The 17333-nt window shown below is 64.1% G+C and carries 13 protein-coding genes, 1 tRNA gene and 1 pseudogene; 10 read left to right on the plus strand and 5 right to left on the minus strand.

Going from position 1 to position 17333, the window contains the following annotated elements; all coding sequences use genetic code 11:
* Window positions 1-139: 139 nt before the first annotated feature.
* Together ftsH and U0988_RS03445 are read right to left on the minus strand one after the other, a co-directional pair.
* Window positions 140-2086, minus strand: coding sequence for an ATP-dependent zinc metalloprotease FtsH (gene ftsH / locus U0988_RS03440; RefSeq protein ID WP_322291248.1), 1947 nt, complete (start codon window positions 2084-2086; stop codon window positions 140-142).
* Window positions 2087-2186: 100 nt separating this feature from the next.
* Window positions 2187-2870 carry a TetR/AcrR family transcriptional regulator gene (locus U0988_RS03445; RefSeq protein WP_322291249.1) on the minus strand — a complete coding sequence of 228 codons (684 nt, stop codon included), beginning with the start codon at window positions 2868-2870 and terminating at the stop codon, window positions 2187-2189.
* 111 nt (window positions 2871-2981) lie between these two features.
* On the opposite strand from U0988_RS03445, the gene U0988_RS03450 reads away from it, so the two are divergent.
* The 4 genes from U0988_RS03450 (at window position 2982) to U0988_RS03465 (ending at window position 7337) form a co-directional block, all read left to right on the plus strand.
* Window positions 2982-4121: an ABC transporter permease gene (locus U0988_RS03450; RefSeq protein WP_322291250.1), complete on the plus strand. Its 1140-nt coding sequence runs from the start codon at window positions 2982-2984 to the stop codon at window positions 4119-4121.
* Entirely contained in the window at window positions 4118-4852 is a 735-nt protein-coding gene (locus U0988_RS03455) for an ABC transporter ATP-binding protein (protein ID WP_322291251.1), read from the plus strand. Before U0988_RS03450 ends, U0988_RS03455 begins: the two co-directional genes overlap by 4 nt.
* An 8-nt stretch (window positions 4853-4860) precedes the next feature.
* Complete coding sequence (locus tag U0988_RS03460; RefSeq protein ID WP_322291252.1) at window positions 4861-5883, plus strand: efflux RND transporter periplasmic adaptor subunit; 1023 nt, start codon at window positions 4861-4863, stop codon at window positions 5881-5883.
* A 104-nt stretch (window positions 5884-5987) separates the two neighbouring features.
* A complete protein-coding gene (locus U0988_RS03465) occupies window positions 5988-7337 on the plus strand; it encodes an efflux transporter outer membrane subunit (protein ID WP_322291253.1) in 1350 nt (449 codons plus the stop codon).
* On the opposite strand, the gene U0988_RS03470 is transcribed toward U0988_RS03465, so the two are convergent.
* The gene (locus U0988_RS03470) at window positions 7327-7779 is read right to left on the minus strand and encodes a MaoC family dehydratase (protein ID WP_322291254.1); all 453 of its coding nucleotides are present in this window, start codon (window positions 7777-7779) and stop codon (window positions 7327-7329) included. The two genes, U0988_RS03465 and U0988_RS03470, sit on opposite strands and share 11 nt — an antisense overlap.
* A gap of 182 nt (window positions 7780-7961) precedes the next feature.
* On the opposite strand from U0988_RS03470, the gene putA reads away from it, so the two are divergent.
* From putA to U0988_RS03490, 4 genes are all read left to right on the plus strand, one after another.
* Complete coding sequence (putA, locus tag U0988_RS03475; RefSeq protein WP_322291255.1) at window positions 7962-11111, plus strand: bifunctional proline dehydrogenase/L-glutamate gamma-semialdehyde dehydrogenase PutA; 3150 nt, start codon at window positions 7962-7964, stop codon at window positions 11109-11111.
* 54 nt (window positions 11112-11165) lie between these two features.
* Window positions 11166-11696: a hypothetical protein gene (locus U0988_RS03480; RefSeq protein WP_322291256.1), complete on the plus strand. Its 531-nt coding sequence runs from the start codon at window positions 11166-11168 to the stop codon at window positions 11694-11696.
* A 75-nt stretch (window positions 11697-11771) separates the two neighbouring features.
* On the plus strand, window positions 11772-12326 hold the full coding sequence (gene dcd, locus U0988_RS03485) for a dCTP deaminase (RefSeq protein ID WP_322291257.1): 555 nt from the start codon (window positions 11772-11774) through the stop codon (window positions 12324-12326).
* A 97-nt stretch (window positions 12327-12423) separates the two neighbouring features.
* Window positions 12424-13605, plus strand: coding sequence for a saccharopine dehydrogenase family protein (locus U0988_RS03490; protein ID WP_322291258.1), 1182 nt, complete (start codon window positions 12424-12426; stop codon window positions 13603-13605).
* A gap of 21 nt (window positions 13606-13626) precedes the next feature.
* Here U0988_RS03490 and U0988_RS03495 read toward each other — a convergent pair whose 3' ends face one another.
* Together U0988_RS03495 and U0988_RS03500 are read right to left on the minus strand one after the other, a co-directional pair.
* Complete coding sequence (locus U0988_RS03495; protein ID WP_322291259.1) at window positions 13627-15756, minus strand: TonB-dependent receptor; 2130 nt, start codon at window positions 15754-15756, stop codon at window positions 13627-13629.
* Window positions 15757-15952: 196 nt separating this feature from the next.
* Window positions 15953-16027 (minus strand) — tRNA-Gly (locus tag U0988_RS03500).
* A gap of 236 nt (window positions 16028-16263) precedes the next feature.
* Here U0988_RS03500 and U0988_RS03505 point away from each other — a divergent pair.
* Both U0988_RS03505 and U0988_RS03510 read left to right on the plus strand, forming a co-directional pair.
* The gene (locus U0988_RS03505; protein WP_322291260.1) at window positions 16264-17172 is read left to right on the plus strand and encodes a tetratricopeptide repeat protein; all 909 of its coding nucleotides are present in this window, start codon (window positions 16264-16266) and stop codon (window positions 17170-17172) included.
* 4 nt (window positions 17173-17176) lie between these two features.
* Window positions 17177-17333: pseudogene (locus U0988_RS03510) on the plus strand (ATP-dependent protease); the annotation flags it as partial.

Here is a 17333-nt window from a genome sequence, read left to right on the forward strand (position 1 = left end):
CCAGCCGTCAGTGGGCCGGGCGCAAGCAAAACTGGAACGTCAGCGCTTGTCTGGGAGCGTCGCGCCCGCGTTTTCGCTACCCTAGGCCAAAAAAGGGGCGAACCCTGCGGTCCGCCCCTCTCTACTTTTGCTTTGGCGGTTACGCGCCCTGCGGGGCCGTATCGCCCGATCCGCCGAACTTCTTGCCCGACTTGGGAATGGCTGAGCCGCGTACCGGCTTGAAATTCGGCTTGCCCTTGGGCTCGCTGGGACGGTCGATCTTGCCGTCAGACATCAGCTGGTCGATTTCCTCGCCGGTCAGCGTCTCGTATTCGAGCATCGCCTGCGCGATCAGGTGCAGCTTGTCTTCCTGTTTGCTGAGGATGTCGGTCGCGCGCTTGTGGGCATCTTCCACCAACTTGCGGATTTCCGCGTCGATCAGCTGGTTGGTTTCCGCCGAACCCATCGTGCGCTGGGACTGGCCCATGCCCAGATAGCCTTCCTGCTGCTGTTCATACATCAGCGGGCCGAGCTTGTCCGACATGCCCCATTTGGTGACCATGTTACGCGCCAGATCGGTCGCGTACTGGATGTCGGACGAGGCACCGGAGGATACCTTGTCGTGGCCGAAGATAATTTCTTCCGCCACCCGGCCGCCCATCGACACCGCCAGATTGGCGTGCATCTTGTCGCGGTGATACGAATAATTATCGCGTTCCGGCAGGCGCATGACCATACCCAGCGCGCGGCCGCGCGGGATGATCGTCGCCTTGTGGATCGGGTCCGATGCTTCCTCGTTCACGGAAACCAGCGCGTGGCCAGCCTCGTGATAGGCGGTCATCTTCTTTTCATCGTCGGTCATGACCATGGATCGCCGTTCGGTGCCCATCATGACCTTGTCCTTGGCGTCCTCGAATTCCTGCATCGCCACCAGCCGCTTGTTGCGGCGCGCAGCCAGCAGCGCGGCTTCGTTGACGAGGTTGGCGAGATCGGCACCGGAAAATCCGGGCGTGCCGCGGGCAATCGTGCGCGGGTTTACGTCGGGTGCCAGCGGGACTTTCTTCATGTGGACGGAAAGAATTTTCTCGCGGCCTTCGATATCGGGGATCGGCACCACGACCTGACGGTCGAAGCGGCCCGGGCGCAGCAGCGCGGGGTCGAGCACATCGGGGCGGTTGGTCGCCGCGATGATGATGATGCCTTCGTTGGCCTCGAAGCCGTCCATTTCGACCAGCAGCTGGTTCAGCGTCTGTTCGCGTTCGTCGTTCGAATTGCCGAGGCCGGATCCGCGGTGGCGGCCCACAGCGTCGATTTCGTCGATGAAGACGATGCAGGGCGCGTTTTTCTTCGCTTGTTCGAACATGTCGCGCACACGGCTGGCACCGACGCCGACGAACATTTCGACGAAATCCGAACCCGAAATGGTGAAGAACGGCACGCCCGCCTCACCCGCGATGGCGCGGGCCAGCAGGGTCTTGCCGGTGCCGGGCGAACCGACCAGCAATGCGCCCTTGGGAATTTGTCCGCCGAGCTTGGAGAAACGCTGCGGATCCTTGAGAAACTCGACGATTTCCTCCAGCTCCTCGCGCGCTTCATCGATCCCGGCGACATCCTCGAAGGTCACCCGGCCCTGTTTCTCGGTCAGCATCTTGGCCTTGGATTTGCCGAAGCCCATTGCGCCGCCGCCGCCGCCCTTCTGCACCTGACGCATCGCGAAAAAGGCGATCCCCAGGATCAGGATGAACGGCAGGGCCTGCATCAGGATGACGAGGAACACATTCATGCGTTCCGGTGCGACGCCGGCATATTCGACGCCCTTTTCATCTAGCAATTCGGTGAGTTGAGTATCGCCGGCAACGGGTGTGGTGGTGAAGGTCTGGCCGTTCTTGAGCTGGCCGGTGATCGCTTCGGGCGCAATCTGCACCCGTTCGACGGTGCCTTCGGCGACCTTGCTGCGGAAATCGGAATAGCCGATTTCGGCGCCAGCGGGCTGCGCGCCGCTGTTGAACATAGTCACGACCATCAGCAGGGCCATAAAAATGCCGCCCCAGACCAGCATGCTCTTGACCCACGGATTGGGGCCCTGCGGATCCTTTTCGTCATTCATTGAACGGGTCGTCCTTTCCTGCCGGTCTTCTTGTCCGGTAATATGGGGTTGCCTGTATGAATGGCAAGCTAATGCGGGAAGCCTGATGCGGGGCCGTGGTTTACCCGGCTTTACCAGTGCCGTTGGCGCGCAGGAACAGATCCACGGCGGATTTGATCCGGCGCGCGGTCCGGTCCGGATCGGCGGGCAGGCCCATCCGCCGCTGGAGATCGGTCAGCCCCTTGAACATGGCCCCCAGATGCTCTGCGGCCATTTCGGAATCCTCGAACTGCAATTCGCCCCGGTCGCGCGCCCGTTCCAGCAATCCGGCGAGCGCGGAGTGGAGCCGCTTGGGCCCGGCGGCGAAGAAATTGGCCCCCAATTCGGGCTCCCGCTCAGCTTCCGCGGCCAGCCCGATCTCGAACTGGATCATCTCGGGCTTCATCAGGAATTCGGTCATCGCATGGCCGAACTCGCGCAGGCGCTCGCCGATCGGCCCGTCCCAATCATCGACGATCAGCCGCTGGCGAATGGAATCGCAGCGCGCCTCCACCGCCCGCTGGAACAATTCCGGTTTGCCGCCGAAATGGTTGTAGACCGTGACCTTGGACACCCCGGCCTCGGCTGCAATCCCCTCGATCGAGGCCTGCGAATAGCCTTGCGAGAAGAACGCTCTGGACGCCGCCTCGATGATCGCGTCGTGCTTTCCGGTGTCGATCGGGCGGCCTATTGCCTTCGCGCCGCGCGCTGGACCCACCCCGCCTTTGGTCGGGCGCGTGAGACCGGTGGGGGTTGGACTTGACACAGTGAACGCCTCCGTTCAATTAAACGCGACCGTTCAATAATGGGTCAGCACGCTGCAATGTGCAAGGTGTCGTTGCAAGCGCCGGTTGCGGCGGGGGTCGGGGAGCAGTGAATGAACTGGATTGCAATCCGGATGCTCACCGGCGACCGGCAGAAATTCTTCGGTCTGATCTTCGGTATCGCCTTTTCGACGCTGCTCATTTGCCAGCAAATGACCATCCTGGTCAATCTGGTCCAGCGCGGTGCCAATGCCGTGTACAATGAATACACCGCCGATGTGTGGGTGATGGACCCGGTGACCCGCACGCCGGAGGTGAATTATGCCATGCCATCCACAGCGCTGGAGGCAGTCAGATCGGTGCCGGGGGTGGAATGGGCAGTCCCGCATTTGCGCTCCTCCGCAGCGGTCCGTTCCAGCGACGGCGATCTGGAAGGCGTCGCCATTGTCGGGGTCGATGATACCACGCTGCTTGGATTGCCGCACAAGATGCTGATCGGCGACGCATCTGTCCTGGCCGAACCCGACGCGGTATTGATCGATGATGTTGGCGCGGGAAGGATGTTCGGCAGGGGGGTCAATCCGGTTGGCGAGCGGCTGGAATTGAACGACCGGCGGGCAATCATCCGCGGCGTGGTGGATGCCACCCCGACCTTCACCAGCCAGGTATTCCTCTACACCCGCTATTCCCGCGCTCTGGGTTTTGTCCCGGGAACCCGCAACCGGATGAGCTTCGTCCTAGCACGCGCCGCGCCCGGAGTGACTCCGGAAGAACTTGCCCTGCGGATTACCCGTCAGACGGGATGGAAAGCCCGCACCCGCGACCAATTCGCGGATGACGGGATCGCATTCGTGATCGAAAATACCGGCATTCCGTTCAATTTCGGGATCACCGTGATGCTCGGCTTCATTGTCGGCGTGGCCATTGTCGGGCTGACCTTCAGCCTGTTTATTCGCGACAACATCCGGCAATTCGGCGCGCTCAAGGCTATCGGGGTGACCAACCGCAAGCTGGCCGGCATGGTCGGGACGCAGGCCGCCGTGGTGGGTTCGGTCGGATATGCTTTCGGCATCCTGGGATCGGTATTGTTCATTTATTGGTTCGAACAGGCGGGCCCGAATTTCAAGGGGTTCTATTCGCCCTGGCAAATTCCGATCATCTGCCTGATCCCCGTCGTGCTCATTCTCGGCCTGTCGGGATGGTTCGGCCTGCGCAGCGTGCTCAACACCGAACCGGCGTCGGTATTCCGATGATCGGCACTATCACGGCCGGGGCGGGCGGCCCCGAAGCGGCGATCCATGTCCGCAATGTCTCACGCGATTTCAAGGCGGGGCAGGACACAATTCGCGTGCTGCATAATATCGAACTGGATATCCGGGCGGGCGAGCTGACCTATCTGGTCGGCGAATCGGGGTCGGGCAAAACCACGCTGATTTCCATCATTGCGGGCATCCTGTGGCCGACAGAAGGCGACGTGCGGGTGTTCGAACAGGACATCTACGATCTGACCGATACCCAGTTGGTCGAATTCCGGCTGGCGAATATCGGCTTCATTTTCCAGCAGTACAATCTGATCCCGACCATCGATGCTGCCGCCAACGCAGCGGTCCCGCTGCTCGCGCGCGGGATGAAGCTGGACGAAGCGCGGGAGCGGGCGCGCATCATGCTGGGCCGGCTCAACATTGCCGACCAGGCAGACAAATTGCCCAGCCAGCTGTCGGGCGGACAGCAGCAGCGTGTCGCCATAGCCCGCGCTCTGGTCCATGAACCGCGGCTGGTGGTATGCGACGAACCCACCGCCGCGCTCGATGCGCGGTCCGGCCGGCGGGTGATGGACTTGCTGCGCGAAGTGGCGGTGGCGGAAGGCCGCTCGGTCATCATCGTCACCCACGACAACCGCATTTTCGATCTCGCCGACCGGATCCTCGTGCTCGAGGACGGCCGGATAACGCATGACGGCACCGAAATGCCGCAAGAAGGATAGGATTGACCATGGCGCTATTGCCAAAGGGTTGGAGTATTTCGCGGCATATTCTGCCGATCGCGGCCTTCGTCGGCTTGCTGGTCGCCATCTATCTGATGCTGTCCGGCCAGCCTGACCGGACGCTGGACGATCCGGCAGAAAAGCCCGCTCATGCCGCAGGGGCGCTTGCCGATGCGCCGCGGGTTGCCGGGTCCGGCGTGGTAGAACCATCGAGCGAACTGGTCAGCATCGGCACATCGCTGTCGGGCCTGGTAACCGATGTCATGGTGCGGCCCGGCGACTATGTGACCAGGGGCCAGCCGCTGTTCATGGTGGACGACCGTGCCCAGCGCGCGCGGCTGGAAGAAAGCCGGGCCGCCGTCGCCCAGGCAGAGGCAGCCATTGCAGAGGCGGTCAGCGCCAGCGAAACCGCAGGCCGCCAGCTTGCCCTGTACCGGCAGGTTGAAGATGCCGCCGCCGTGTCCCGCGCCGAAGTCATCCGCGCGGAAGGCGATGCAGCGGCGGCGCGCAGCCGGCTCAGCGTTGCCCGTGCCCAGCTTGAAGCAGCGCAGGCAGCGGCAAGTTCGGCGCGCACCGATCTGGCGCGGCTAACGGTTCGCGCGCCCATCGGCGGTGAAATCCTTGCGGTGAATATCCGCCCGGGCGAATTCGTCCAGGCCGGCGGAGCGCAGGGCGGCAACGCCGAGGCCTATATCGAAATGGGCGAAACCCGGCCGCTGTCTGTGCGCGTCGATATCGACGAGGATGAAGCCATCCGGCTGGAAACGGGGGCGGCGGCCATTGTAAACCCGCGCGGGGCCGCTGACCGGAAAGTGGAGGCGAAATTCGTGCGCGTGGAACCGCTTGTCGTGCCCAAGAGGTCGCTGACCAACAGCGCCAGCGAACGGGTCGATGTGCGGGTTGTCCAGGTGTTGTATGAACTGCCTCCGACAGACGGGCTGTTCCGTGTCGGCCAGCAAATCGATGCCTTCATCCCCGCCCGCAAGGCCGCACCCGGGCCTGTTGCAGCAAAAGCGAAGGCCGGGCAGTGATGGCTCCTGTGCGGTTCCTGCACGCGGGCAGCGCCTTGGCCTTGATCGCCGGGCTTGGGGGCTGTGTGGCAGGCCCGCCCGCAGAGATTGACACGTCGCCACCGGTGCTGCCGGCCAGATTCGCCTATGCGCCCGAACCTGGAGTTTCGGCCAATGTCGCCGCCTTGCTGCCGCGGGGCGATCCGGCCTTTGCCGATCTGTCGGAGCTCGCCTTGGCCGGTTCGCCGAGCTTGGCGCAGGCCATCGCCCGGATCGACCGCGCCCGCGCCGTGTCCGACCGCGCAGGGGCGGGGCGGATGCCGCAAGTCGGCGCTACTGCCACGGTCCAGGGAACCCGGATCAATCCCGAGCAGTTCAGCACCAATATCCCGTCCTCCGTTTCCATCGATACCGAGCGGGTCAGCTACGGCGCGTCGTTGACGGCGGCATGGGACCCCGATCTGTTTGGCCGTCTGCGCGCGCAGGAACGCGCTGCCATTGCCCGGATCGATGCCGCCGGGGCCGATGCCGCCGGGGTTCGCCTCGCGCTGCTGGCCGAAGTGGCCGGTGCGGTGATCGACTGGCGCACGCTGGCGGCGCGCGAGACGGCGCTGGAACAGGACGTAGTCGCCGCCGAAACACTGGTAACACTGGCCGACATCCGCGAACGGTCCGGCATCGCACCGGGTTTCGACCGGGTCCGCGCCGAGGCCGCCGCCGAAGCCAGCCGCAGCCGGATTGCCGCCCTGCCCGCCGAACGTGCGCGCCTGCTCGGCCTGTTGGTCACGCTGACCGCGCAGCCCGCCGCGCTGGTGCGCGAAGCGCTGGAACGGCCCGCGCCGGACGCCGCTGCGCCTGCGCCGCCTGCCGCCGTGCCTTCGGACCTGCTCACCGGCCGTCCCGATGTTCTCGCCGCCGCCGCCCGGCTGGCTGCAAGCGACGCCGATCTCTATGCAGTCGCGGCGCAGCGGTTCCCTCGGCTCGACCTGTCCGCTGCCCTCGGGCTGCTGGCGTTCGACATCGGGGGACTGTTCGATTCCGATGCCGTGACCGGCTCGGTGGGCGGCTCGCTGCTTGCCCCGTTGCTCGATTTTGGCCGGATCGAGGCGGAGATAGATACTGCGGAGGCCGACAAGCGCATCGCTTTCCAGAGCTATCGGCGGGCGGTGTTCACCGCGCTGGGCGATGCCGAGGCGGGGTATGGACTCGTCGAGGCGGCCGACCGCGCGCTCGCCATCGCGGAGCGTGAACGCGCCAGCAACGACCGCTCCGCCCGCCTCGCGGATGTCCGCTACCGCGCCGGATTGTCCGATTTCCTGACAGTGCTCGATGCCCGCCGAAACGCCGACACATCGGGCGAGCGCGTGGCTATCGCGCGCGGCCAGTCGCAGCGCGCACGGGTGATCCTGTGGCAGGCACTAGGCGGGGATCAGATAGGCGGGAATCAAGCCCACGGGCGCGCAATTACGCCGTAGATTTCTTCAGCAGCGCCGATCGCAGGCACTGGCAGACTATTTCGTCGCGCTGGTTGGTGAGCTGGTGGCTGAAGGTGACAATGCCCGCATCGGGGCGGGACTTCGACGAACGCAGCTCGGTCACTTCGCTGCTGGCCCGCATGGTATCGCCGATGAACACCGGGCGGGACATCACCAATTTGTCATAGCCCAGATTGGCCACCAGCGTGCCCAGCGTGGTGTCGCCCACCGACAGGCCGACCATCAGCGAAAAGGTGAAAGTGCCATTGACCAGGATCCGGCCGAATTCGGACGCTTTGGCCGCTTCCACGTCCAGATGCAGCGGCTGCGGATTGTGAGTCATGACCGAAAACAGCAGATTGTCGGTCTCGGTCACTGTGCGGCGAATTTCGTGCTCGATCCGGTCGCCCACCTGCCATTGATCGAAAAACCGCCCTGCCATTGAACCTGTCCCGGTGATTGCGTTCGGGCTAGCTGTTGCGCGGGCGAGGCGAAATGTCGAGCCGGATATTCAGTTTTCCGCCGCCCGCGACACTTCGCTTGATCTGCTTTCCATCGGGGTCCAGACGGGCGGCAAGCCTCCCCGAATCCTTCCAGCAAGCCAGGTTCCCGATGACTTATCCCATGCCGCCCCGACACCCGATCGACCGGGCTGCGCTTCGCAGTGCCTACCGGCAGGACGAACAGGCCTGTGTCGAACAGCGACTGCGCGACGCCGCGCCCGCCTCCGCTGTCCACAAGGAAGCTGCAAGGTTGGCGGGCCAGCTGATCGAAGGCGCACGGGCGCGCAAGGCCAGCGGGCTCGATGCGTTCCTCCAGACCTACGGCCTCGCGACCGAGGAAGGCGTGGCGCTGATGTGTCTGGCCGAAGCGCTGCTGCGGGTGCCCGACAGCGCCACCGCCGATGCGCTGATCCGCGACAAGCTGGGCGGCGTCGAATGGTCCGACCATCTTGGCGACAGCCCCTCCACCTTTGTCAACGCCGCGACATTTTCGCTGATGCTGACCGGCGAAGTACTCGAGCGGCCCGAACTGCAGCAGCGCGGCATGGGCGCGACCCTAAAGCGCGCGGTCGGCCGGCTGGGCGAACCGGTGATCCGCGCGGCGACTCTTCAGGCGATGCGCATTCTCGGCGGGCAATTCGTGTTTGGCCGGACCATCGAAGAAGCGCTGAAGCGCGCGAAGCCGGAACGGGCGCGCGGGCTGACCCACAGTTTCGACATGCTCGGCGAGGCGGCCATGACCTTCGCCGATGCGGAACGCTACCGGCTGGCCTATTCCGCCGCCATCGCCCGGCTGAGCCGCGAGGCGGAGCGCGGCATGGTCCATTCGCCGGGCATTTCGGTTAAGCTGTCCGCGCTCTACCCGAAATATGATTTCCTCCATGCGGAACGGGCCAAGGCGGCGCTGGTGCCGGTCCTCAAGGACTTGGCGATGCAGGCGCGCGAGGCTGATATTCATTTCACCATCGACGCCGAAGAAGCCGAGCGGCTCGAATTGTCGATGGACATTATCGAGGCGCTGGTCGGCGATGACGAGCTGTTCGCGACCCGCTGGGAAGGCTTCGGCCTGGCGGTGCAGGCCTATCAGAAACGCGCCCTGCCCCTGTGCGACTGGGCCATCCGGCTGGCGCGGAAACATGGGCGGCGGCTGATGGTGCGCCTGGTCAAGGTCGCCTATTGGGACAGCGAGATCAAGATCAGCCATGTCGGCGGATATGCCGATTTTCCGGTCTTTACCCGCAAGCTGGCGACCGATGTTTCCTATCTCGCCTGCGCGGCCAAATTGCTGGCCGCGGGCGATGCGGTCTATTCCGCCTTCGCCACCCACAACGCCTATACCGTGGGGGCCATCAAGGCGCTGTCACGCGATTTGGGGGCACAGGAAACCGGGGGTCAGTCCGCGTTCGAATTCCAGCGGCTCCACGGGATGGGCGAGGATGTTTACGAAGAACTTGCCAAGCTGGAGGGCAACATCCGCACCCCGGTGCGGATCTATGCCCCGGTTGGCGGGCACAAGGATTTGCTCGCCTATCTGGTCCGGCGGCTGCTGGAAAACGGGGCCAATTCCTCCTTCGTGAACCGCATGGCGGATGCTGACGTTCCGGTGGCGGAACTGACGACCGATCCGGTGGCAGACCTCGCGGCGATCCAGCCCAAGCGCAATCCGGCAATCCCGTTGCCGCGTGACCTGTTCCCCGGGCGGACCAACAGCGCAGGCATCGACCTCAGCGATCCGCTGGTGCGCGAACCCCTGATGGAGCGCGTCGCGGCGCTGGAATCGCGCCATTGGCACGCGGAGCCGACCTTCGTTTCGGACGCAGAAGGCGAAGTCGCGCCGATCACCATGCCGCAGGATCTGTCGGTGGAAATCGGTACGCGGCGCGATGCGCTGGCGGAGGAAGTGGCCGACGCGATTACCCGCGCGGAGGCGATCCAGCCGGGCTGGAACGCGCTGGGCGGCGAAAAGCGCGCGCTCCTGCTCGAAGCGGCGGCCGACCTGTTCGAGCAACACACCGACGAGTTCCTCTCGCTGTGCCAGCGCGAAGCGGGCAAGACCCTTCCCGACGCAGTGCTGGAACTGCGCGAGGCGGTCGATTTCCTACGCTATTACGCGGCCGAAGCGCGCCGGTTGTTCGGCGCGCCGACGATCCTGCCGGGGCCGACCGGCGAGGAAAACCGCCTGTCGCTGGCCGGACGCGGCGTGTTCGCCACCATCAGCCCGTGGAATTTCCCGCTCGCCATCTTCATCGGACCGGCAGCGGCGGCGCTGGCGGCGGGCAATACGGTGATTGCCAAGCCGGCCGAACAGACCCCGCTGATCGCCGCGCTGGCGGTAAAGTTATGCCATGAAGCGGGCATTCCTGACGAGGTGTTCCAGCTGATCCCCGGCGCGGGCGATGTCGGTGCGATGATCACCTCCGATCTGCGCCTGGCGGGCGTCGCCTTCACCGGATCGACCGATACCGCGCGCGCAATCAACCGCAGCCTGGCCGCGCGCGATGGGCCGATTGCCACCTTCATTGCCGAAACCGGCGGCCAGAACGCGATGATCGTCGACAGCTCCGCCTTGCCCGAACAGGTGGCCCGTGATGTGGTCGGCAGCGCGTTCCAGAGCGCCGGCCAGCGCTGTTCCGCGCTGCGGGTGCTCTATCTGCAGGACGATGTTGCAACCCAGATGCTGGAGATGATCGTGGGCGCGTTCGAAGCGTTGGAGATCGGTGATCCCGCCGCTCTGGCGACCGATGTCGGGCCGGTGATCGATACCGACGCGAAGGCCGCGCTGGACCGGCACGTCGCGCGGCGGCGCAAGGCCGGGCATCCGGTGTGGCAGCGCGACCTGCCCGGCGGGGCGGACGCGATTGCTACCCGGGGCTGCTTCGTGGCCCCGACGATCATCGAACTCGGATCGATCCTCGACCTTAAGCGCGAGAATTTCGGCCCGGTCCTACATGTCGTACGGTACCGCGCGGATCAGCTAGGCCAGGTGATCGACGATATCAACGCGGCCGGATACGGTTTGACGCTGGGGCTGCACAGCCGCATCGACGCCGTCCGCCGGTTTGTGGAATCGCGGGCGCGGGTCGGCAATTTCTATGTCAACCGCAATCAGATCGGGGCGGTAGTGGAAAGCCAGCCGTTCGGCGGCGAGGGATTGTCCGGCACCGGGCCCAAGGCGGGCGGTCCGCATTACCTGGCCCGCTTCGCCACCGAACGGGTCGTCTGTATCGACACCACGGCGGCTGGGGGTAACGCAAGTCTGCTGGCCGGATGAATCTCCTCCGTTTCCCGGTTCACTTGCTCGCAAACGCTTGTTAAAAGGGGCGGAATGATCCGATTCCTGACCCTTCTCCTGTCATTGGCGTCGCTCGGCTGGTCCCTGCCCGCCGCCGCCGCCGTGACGATGAGTTTTCACAGCTTCAACGGCTCGGTTCTGCTGGGCCGGTATCCGCACACCTTCGTGGTGCTGCAGGGCACGCTGGACAGCACCGGGCAGGCGGTGAATGAAAACTACGGCTTCACCGCGAAGTCGGTTTCGACCCGAATCCTGTCCGGTCCGGTGGAACACGACATATCCATCGAGCCGCCGAAATATGTCACCGGCACCAACCGCCATTTTTCGGTCAAGCTGACCGATGCGCAGTATCATCAGGTGGTGGCGGAAATGAAAGCGTGGCGGGATGCGCCGGGCAAATATTACTCGCTCGACACACGCAACTGCATCCATTTTGTCGGCCGGATGGCGCAGATTGCCGGGCTGAAGGTGGAATATCCGCAGAACATGCTGCGCAAGCCCAAGAAGTGGCTCAACTATGTTACCGGCCTCAACCCCAAGCTGGGCGCAAAGCCGATCGGCTGACGGGCGGCGTCAGTTGCGGGGAAAACACCCGGTCCCCACTTGCCCGCCGCGCAGGCTTGGCCGATCACCTCGAGCATGGCGATTCTCAGCGACAAATGGATCCGGACGCAGGCCACGGAAAAGGGCATGATCGAACCGTTCGTGGAAGCCCAGCGGCGGGACGGCTGCATTTCCTACGGTCTCAGCTCCTATGGCTATGACGCCCGGGTCGCGCCCGAATTCAAGATTTTCACCAATGTGAACAGCAGCGTGGTCGATCCCAAGCAGTTCGATCCGAACAGCTTCGTGGACCGCGAGACCGATGTCTGCATCATTCCGCCCAACAGTTTCGCGCTCGCCCGGACGGTGGAATATTTCCGCGTGCCGGAAGATGTGCTGGTGATCTGCCTCGGCAAATCCACCTATGCCCGCTGCGGGATCATCGTCAATGTCACCCCGCTCGAACCCGGCTGGGAAGGCCATGTTACGCTGGAATTTTCCAACACCACACCGCTGCCCGCGAAGATCTATGCCAACGAAGGCGTCTGCCAGTTCCTGTTCCTACAGGGCAACGAACGGCCCGAAGTCACTTATGCCGACCGCGCGGGCAAATATATGGGCCAGCGCGGCGTGACCCTGCCCAAGCTTTAGCGCGTACACCCGCCCGCAAATCGGCCATGCCGCAACGTCTTTGACTCGGGCGATTTCCGCGCGCATTCCCTGAGCCGAAATGGGAGTGAAGTGAGCCATGAGCAAAGCCGACCGGAAATTCGACATCATCGTCTATGGCGCGACGGGCTACACCGGCCGCCTGGTCGCGGAACATCTCACCCGGCATTATGGCAGCCGCACGGACGGCCCGAAATGGGCGATGGCCGGGCGCAGCGAAGCCAAGCTTGAGGAAGTGCGCGACCTGATCGGAGCACCGAAAGACACGGCGCTGGTAGTGGCGGACGCGGACGATCCTGCGAGCCTTAAGGCCATGTGCGAACAGACCCGCGTGGTGCTGACGACGGTCGGCCCCTACACGCTCTACGGCGAACCGCTGGTTGCGGCCTGTGTCCAGACGGGCACCGATTATTGCGACCTGTCGGGCGAACCGACCTGGATGTTCGAGATGATCGAGAAATACAGCGACGCGGCAGAGAAAAGCGGCGCGCGCATCTGCTTTTCCTCCGGCTTCGATTCGATCCCCTTCGACCTCGGCGTTTTCATGCTTCAGAAAGAAGCGATGGAGCGGTTCGGCAAGCCGGCCACGCGGGTCAGGGGCCGGGTACGCGCGATGCAGGGCGGGCCGTCCGGCGGCACCGTCGCTAGCATGAAGGAAACCATGAAGGCGGTGGCCCGCAACCCGAAGCTGATTTCCGTTCTGCAAAGCTCCTTCGGCCTGACTCCCGGTTTCACCGGCCCCAAGCAGCCCTCGGGGATGATCCCGGAGTATGACAAGGAACTTGGCAAATGGGCCGCGCCCTTCATCATGGCGACGATCAACACCAAGAACGTCCATCGGACCAATTTCCTGCTCGGCCTCCCCTATGGCGAGGACTTCCGATATGACGAGATGATGCTCACCAGCGCGGGCGAAATGGGCGAGAAAGCGGCCAAAGGCATCGCCGAGATGCTCAAGAACCCGTTCGGCGCGAAGGCCCCAAAGCCCGGCGAAGGTCCCACCAAGGAGGAGCGCGAGAACGGCTTCTACGATGTGCTGTTCCTGGGCGAAACGGCAGACGGCGATAAGATCAATTACGGCGTCAAGGGCCGCTATGATCCGGGCTATGGGTCAACCAGCCGGATGATCGCCGAAACTGCAATTGCGCTGGGTCACTGCGAAGCGCCCGGCGGCATCGGCACACCGGGCTCCTTCCTGGGCGAAGATCTGGTCAAGCGGTTGGAAGAACACGCCGAAATCAGCTTCGCGGTCGAAGATTGACGGTGAGGCGCGATAGCGGGGTTAAAAACTCGCCTTCGCGCTGATCCGGAAATTGCGCCCGGCGAGCGGGACGAAATCCTTGGTGAAGCTGGCGTGGCGGCGTCCCTCGGCATCGAAGATATTGTCCGCCTGCACCATCAGGGTGAGATTGTCGTCACCCCGGATCGGCTTCCATGCGACCGAGGCGTTGACGAAGGTGAAGCTGTCGGTGGGTGTCTCGAACGCCGCCACCCGCGTCTGGCTGTCCGACCATTGCACCTCGGCTCGGACATCGAACCGCTCCGTCTTTGCTTCCAGCGCGCCGAGCAGGCTCAATGGCGGGATACGCGGCAATGCGCTGCCATCATCGAGCTTCGCGCGAACGTAATCGCCGCGCAGGTCTGCCAGGATCGAAAACGGGCCGCTGTCGATCAGGGGCAACGAAATCTCGCCTTCGACCCCGAAATATTCGGCATCGTCCTGCAAGTACTGGAACACCGGCAGGCCATCTTCCTCCAGCCCTGTTTCCTCGAGATAGATGTAGTTGCTGAACCAGTTCTGGTAGACTGCGACGTTCACGCTCGCGAGACCGATCCGGCCGCGCAGGAACGCCTCCACCCCGACCGCGCTTTCGATGTCGAGGTCGAGATCGCCGATTTCGAACGCCTGCGTCGCGATGTGCGGACCGTTGGACAGCAGTTCTTCCGCGCTGGGCGCGCGTTCGACCCGTGAACCGGTGACGCCGAAGCGAAATCCGCTCGCCGTTTCGTGTGCAAGGCTGACAGCGCCCGACCAGCTGTCGAAACTGCGCATGAAGCCAAGCTGCTGCGATTCCACTTCGGTCCCTTCATAGCGGCCGGCGAATTCCAGATGTACCGGGCCGACTGCAACTTCCTGCAAACCGAACACCGCCAGCTGCGAGGTCAGGTTGGGCGGAATATAGGCTTCCGCGCCCTCGGCAGAAAAATCGCGGAAGTAATATTGGGTGCCGATCACACCGTTCCACGTGCCGCGCTGGTTCTGGATCAGTTCGGCCCGCGCCTCGAATCCCTTGACGTCGAAACTGGTGCCCACTTCCTTGCCTTCGAATTCGGTGTGGGTGTAATCGCTGAATCCGAAGCGGGTGCGCAGCTGGGAGAAGAACCCGCCACCGAGCGCCAGTTCGCCGCGCATATCGGCGCGGTATTGGCGCAGACCGATGGTGACGATTTCCTCGCCTTCTTCCTCCTCGCCGCCTGCATCGTCACCGCCTTCTTCCCCGTGTGCATGGCCCGCACCGGGGCGCGTGGGGACGCCGTAGCTGGTGTCATACAAGCCAATGGCCGCCCCGAGATTGCTCTCGCCTGCGAAGAACGCGGCGCCCGCGTTCGCGCTCCAGGTTTCGGTCGCGCTGTTGGGCAGCACACCGCGAAGATTTGCCGCTTCACGCAGCTCGGCGGCTTCTTCGGGCTCGTCCGCCTGGTCAGCATCAGCTTCTGCGAGCAGTTCTGCCCGCAAGCGGTCGGAGGCAACGAAGCCGGGAATTTCGAGATCCTCGGTTCGGCGATACGATCCGTCGGCATGGAACACGAAATATTCGCCCGCGGGCACATCGACCGACAGGCCGCCTTCCGCCATGTTGGCGGCGGTGTTGGCGCCGAGCCGGGCGTCGAGGTGGAACGGCTCCTCGAGGCGGCGCAGCGGAATGCGTTTGTCGATCACATTGACCGCGCCGCCGATCGCCTGGCTGCCGTACAGCATCACCGCGGGACCGCGCAGGACCTCGATGCGTTCGGCGGTCAGCGGATCGATCGAGACGGCGTGATCGGCGGAAGTGTTGGACACATCGATCGCGCCGATCCCGTCGACCAGAACCTTGACCCGTTCACCGGAAAATCCGCGCAGAACCGGTCGCGATGCCCCGGGGGAGAAGCTGGTCGCCGACACGCCGGGCAGTTTGGCAAGCGTTTCGCCCAATTGTCCGTCGAGGCTGCGCTGAAGTTCCACTCCCTGCATCACGGAGGTTCCGGCCAGCACGTCGAGCTGCGTCACGCCCACGGCGCTGACTACGATGGTGGGATCGGAGCGGTCCCCGCTGGTGTGGAAATCGTCTTCCGAGGCACGGTCCCGCGTGGCGGCAGGGGCCGGCTCCTGCTCCGTGGCCTGCGCAAAAGCGGCAGCGGGCAGTGCCATGGAGGCGATCGCAAGAATGGAAGCCGAAGCGCCGGCAATGCGGCGGAAATCATGATACAACATAACACGCCTATTAGCGGCACGGTTTTGCATTGCAACATCGAACTCGAGGTTTGCGATGAAGTGTTCCCGCCCGTCGCCAGGAGTGATCCGGCCTGCCCGGTGGGCCATGCTGATTGGTGTTCCGTGAAGAAACTGGAGCGGGCGAGGCGATTCGAACGCCCGACCCCAACCTTGGCAAGGTTGTGCTCTACCCCTGAGCTACGCCCGCTCGCTGTTGTTCCCTTGGGGTCCCCCTGAGGGGTACACCGAACCTGCCGGTCCAGTGGGGAAGCGGGCAACTAGCAGCGGTCACGCAGCCTAGCAAGGGGAATTTCATGGCGTGAACAACACGGGCATTTTGCCCTTCACATATGCTGCGAAAGGCCCACATTGGGGCCTCACGCGAAAACCGCCGGATGCGCGGTAACCGATACGCCAGACAGACAGGAGTTCACCTTGGCCAGCATGGGTCTCAATATCGACGAGCAGAAGGCCGTCGAGCGTTTCAGGCGGGACATCGTCGAACCTTCGATGACCAAACTGGTGGTGCTCGATTTCTGGGCCGAATGGTGCGGCCCGTGCAAGGCGCTCACCCCGATCCTGGAGAAGATCACTGCGGAATATGCTGACAAGGGTGTGATCCTGGCAAAGGTCAATGTGGACGAGGAGCAATTCATCGCGTCCCAGTTCCAGGTCAAATCCATCCCCACCGTCTATGCGATGTTTCAGGGCCAGCCGGTGGCGGACCTGACGGCAGCGCGGTCCGAATCGCAGTTGAAGCAGGTGCTCGACCAGCTGCTGGAAAAACTGCCGGTGGAGGCAGGCGCGCCCGGAGATACGCCGCAGCAGGACGTGACCCAGTTCCTCACCATGGCCGAACAGGTGCTGGCCGAGGGCGACGCCGAACGCGCTGCCGGAATATTCGGCCAGATCACCGAGATGGCCCCGGACAACGCCGCCGGGCACGCCGGGCTGATCCGCGCGCTGGTTGCGCTGGGTGAAACGCAGGAGGCGCAAGGCGTGCTCGATTCGCTGGACCCCGCGCTGAAGGACGATCCGCTGATCCACGCTGCTGCCGCGGCGGTTGAACTCGCCGGAACCCCGGTGGACGAAGCCGAATTGCAGGCCCTGCGCGCGGCCGCGGCCGAGCGGCCGGCGGATATGGACGCGCAATTTGCCTTCGCCGAAGCGGCCTATGCCGCCCGCTCGCGCGACGAAGCCGCCGATACGCTGCTGGCGATGATCGAGGCTGACCGCGAATGGAATGACGGCGCGGCGAAGGCTAAGCTGCTGCAGATCTTCGAGGCCACCGGACTCCAGGATCCGTGGGTGGTGGCCACCCGGCGCCGCCTGTCGACGATATTGTTCGGGTAAGCGGATGGCAAAACGCCTGTCCATCTTTCCGCTTACCGGCGTCATCCTGCGTCCCGGCCTGCAATTGCCGCTGCATCTGTTCGAACCGCGATACCGCGCGCTCGCCAGCGATGCGCTGGCGCGGGACCGGCGGATCGCGATGATCCAGCCGCAGCGTCCGT

It is taken from the genome of Allopontixanthobacter sp., from assembly GCF_034376665.1.
Classification (GTDB): Bacteria; Pseudomonadota; Alphaproteobacteria; order Sphingomonadales; family Sphingomonadaceae; genus Allopontixanthobacter.